1 protein-coding gene is annotated in these 4,106 nt (G+C 67.6%); it reads right to left on the reverse strand.

The annotated features are described in order from the left end of the window. Nucleotides 1–4,106, reverse strand: a 4,106-nt coding sequence (locus tag DLJ58_RS00395; RefSeq protein WP_124853333.1) for a non-ribosomal peptide synthetase, incomplete at both ends; no start/stop codon positions are given.

Genomic DNA, 4,106 nt, shown 5'->3' on the forward strand with positions numbered 1-4,106 from the left:
CCCCGCAAATAACCCCGACCCACACCCACACCACCGAGGTACAGCTCCCCTCGCACGCCGACCGGCACCGGCTGGAGTTCGTCGTCGAGCACGCGCAGGGTGAGGTTCGGGAAAGGGCGCCCGAGCGGTACGCGAGACAGGGCGGCAAGCTCCTCGGTGGTGCAATGCCAACTGGTCACGTCGACGGTGGTTTCCGCCGGCCCATAGGTGTTGTGCAGTTCGCAGTCGGGCAGCGCAGCCAGGAACGCCCGCGCCACGTCGACCGGCAGTTCCTCACCGCCGACCGCCACCGACCGCAGCGAGGTGCACCGCTCGATCCCCTCGGCGAGCAGCGCCGACAACATGCTGGGCACGAGCTCGATCGAGGTGACCGACTCGGCGATGATCAGGTCACGCAGGTACGCGGGGTCACGGTGCCCACCCGGGCGGGCCACGACGATCCGCGCGCCCGTCGACAGGGCGGCGTACACCTCGGCCGGTGAGACGTCGAAGCCGATCTCGGTCTTCTGCAGGATCACGCCGTCGGCACCGAGGCGGTTGATGGTGGGTGCGACGTGGGCGGTCCGGTTGACCAGGCCGGCGTGGGTGACCACCGCGCCCTTCGGCCGGCCCGTCGACCCCGACGTGAAGATCACATAACAGGCGTTGTCCGGACCCACCACCACCGGCACATCCGCACCCGACTCACCAGCCCACAACCCCGGCCGATCAACCAACACCACCTCAGCCGCCAACCCCGGCAACCCCGCCAACAACCCAGACGACGTCACCACCACCGACGCCCCCGCATCGGCAACCATCAAACCCAAACGCTCAACCGGATAACCCGGATCCAACGGCACATACACACCACCGGCCTTATGCACCGCCAACATCGCCACAACCTGCTCCACCGAACGATGCAGACACACACCCACCAACACCTCGGCACCCACACCCACCGACCGCAAATACCGAGCCAACCTGTTCGCCGCCGCATTCAACTCCGAATACGACAACGACACCCCACCATCACCAATCGCAACCGCCCCACCAGCAGAAGCAGCCCTCGCCTCGAACGCCGAGAACGCCACACCCTCCACCGGCACCACCGGCCCCACACCCACCCGGGCCAACCACTGCGCCTCATCGGATGGCACACACACCACCCGCGAATCCCCACCCGGATCCGCCAGCATCAACTCCAACACCACCCGGAACATCCCCGCCAACCGCACCAACCCCGCCGCACCAAACACCCGCCCATCAGCCACGAGGCGGATCACGGTCGGGCTGGCACCGACGGACAGGACGAACTCGGTGGCGGCCACGTCACTGGCGACCCGGGCGGGCGTGGTGTGGCCGTCGGGCGTTGGCGCGTCGCCCGGCCCGGCAGCGCCTGCCCCACCGGACGGGTCGGTACGGGGTTCGGTGTAGTCAAAGACGACGTCGATCGGGTGCGTGTCGACACCCGTCAGCCTGCGCACCGCCGGCAACGGGAACCGCCGATGCGGCCACAACTCCACCTCACCGTCGAACACCGACCGCACCAGATCACCCCACGAACCCCCACCCCGCTCATGACCGAACGGCAACACATTGATGTACATCCCATGCACACGCTCCGCACCCCGCACCTCCGGCCGCGCATCACACACCAACCCCGTGTAAAAACGCCGCTCATCAGTCAACTGACTCATCACCTTCAAATGAGCCGCATGCAGAACAGCCTTGGGTGACACCTCGAGCGTCGAGGCCAGGGCGCGGATCCGTGGGTCGAGGTCCTGGTAGCTGATCCGGTGCCGCAGCACCGTCCCGGGAGTCGCGGACGCCTCGCCCCAGCCCGACGGCGGAACGAACCTGGCGTACTCGGAAGTGATCTCCCGCCAGTACGCCTCGTCGCCCTCCGAGGCGAGCGCCGCCCGCTCGCCGGCAACGAAGTCGGCGTACCGGACCGCGGTCGGTTCCGGCGCCTCCGGCGCCATGCCCACGCACCGCCGCTCGTAGCAGCTGAGCAGCTCGGCCAGCAGGGTGTTGAGGTCCCAGCCACCTGTTACCAGGTGGCTGATCGCCACGGTGAGCCACCATCCGCCGTCGGCGCCGACATGAGCGCTGACCCGCAGCAGCGGGGCGGGGTGCTCGGCGTCGAACGGTCGGGCCCGCTCGGCCTCGACGTAGCCGCGCAGGTGCGCCTCGGCCCGCTCCTCGTCCAGACGCAGGATCCGTACGTCGACGGGGGCCTGGGCGTGCACGAGTTGCAGCGGCACCGAGTAGGTGTGCGGGTCGAACGACGTACGCAGGGTTTCGTGCCGGTCGACGGTGTCGTGCACCGCCGACGTGAGCGCTTCGGCCGAGAAGGGCTGGCGGCTGTGCACCCGGAAGCAGCGGACGATGTGGTACAGCGACCGCGTCGGGTCCTTCTGGATCTCCACCAGCATGCCGAGTTGCACCTGGGCGATGGGGTACGCGTCGGTGAGGCCGGCGGGCAGGGCTGCCCGGTCGGCGTCGTCGAGCAGCGCGAACGGGGCGACCGGCTGGAACTCCGGTGCGACCTCGGCGGCGTCCTTGGCCGTCAGGTGCGCGGCGAGCGCGGCAACGGTGCGGTGCACGAAGACGTCTCGGACGCCAACGGGGAAGCCGGCTCCCCGGAGGGCGCCGACCAGGGCCACCGCGCGTAGTGAGTCGCCGCCGAGGTCGAAGAAGCTGTCCACGACGCTGACCGTGTCGAGGGTCAGCACGCGTGCCCAGATCTCCGCGAGCTGCTGCTCGAGTTCGGTGCGGGGAGCCACGTGCACCCGGCCGGATGCTCCGACCGACGCGGCGAGGGCGGCGCGGTCGACCTTGCCGTTGGTGTTCAGGGGGATCGACTCCACCACGACCAGGTCCGCCGGGATCATGTACTCCGGCAGTCGACTGGCGCATTCCTGCCGCACCCGGGCGGCCAGATCGGCGTCCGGTCCTCCGGGGACGTAGAAGGCGAGCAGCCGCGCCTCTTCCGGATCGATCAGCGCCACCGTCTCGCGGACGCCGGCCACCGAGCCGATCACCGACTCGATCTCGCCCAACTCGATGCGGTAACCACGGACCTTCACCTGATGATCGACCCGGCCGACGAACTCCACCGCACCATCGGCCAACCGACGAACCAGATCCCCCGTCCGATACAACCGCGACCCATCCGAGGCGAACGGATCCGGCACAAACCGATCCGCCGTCAACCCCGACTGACCCACATACCCCCGAGCAACACCCACACCACCAACAAACAACTCACCAACCACACCCACCGGCACCAGATTCATGAACGAATCAAGCACGAACATCCGCATACCCGGCAACGCCCGACCAATCGGCACCACCGGCAACGTCTGCTCCACCCGCACCGGGAAAACACACGTACCCACCGACGCCTCCGTCGGCCCGTACTCATTGATCAGATTCCCCGCACCCAAAATGCCCAACCACCGGTTCGCCAACGCCGCAGGCAAACCCTCACCCGCAACCACCACCACCGGCGCCAAACCCGCCAACCGCTCATCCGACAACTGCCGACCCAAAATCTCCAAATGACCCGGCGTCAACTTCAAAAAACTAAACGGAGCAGCCGCCGACAACGACTCCCCCAACTCCGCCAAATCCAAATCCTGATCCACCATGAACACCCGCTGACCCACCACCAACGGAGCCCACACATTCGGCACCTGCAAATCAAAAGCCACCGACGAAAACACCGCCGACCCCGCCGAACCACGACCAGCCAACTCCACCGACGCCCAACGAACATGATTCGCCAAACCCCGATGCGTAACCTGCACCCCCTTCGGCCGACCCGTCGAACCCGACGTGAAAATCACATACGCCAAATCATCCAGATCCACCACACCCGGCAACACCACCGACTCCACCTGCGGCACAGAGTCGACGGTCAGCACCTCCACGCCGGGCGCGAACCGATCCGCGTAACGCGCCGAGGTCACCACACGAGACACACCGGCATCGGCCAGCATCGAGGCGATCCGACCGGCCGGATACGACGGGTCCAGCGGCACGAACGCCGCCCCCGCCTTCCACACCCCCAGCAGCGCCGCCACCAGATCAACACTCCGGTCCAGCAGCACCCCCACCAC

The organism is Micromonospora arida (genome assembly GCF_003857035.1).
GTDB classification, from domain to species: domain Bacteria; phylum Actinomycetota; class Actinomycetes; order Mycobacteriales; family Micromonosporaceae; genus Micromonospora; species Micromonospora arida.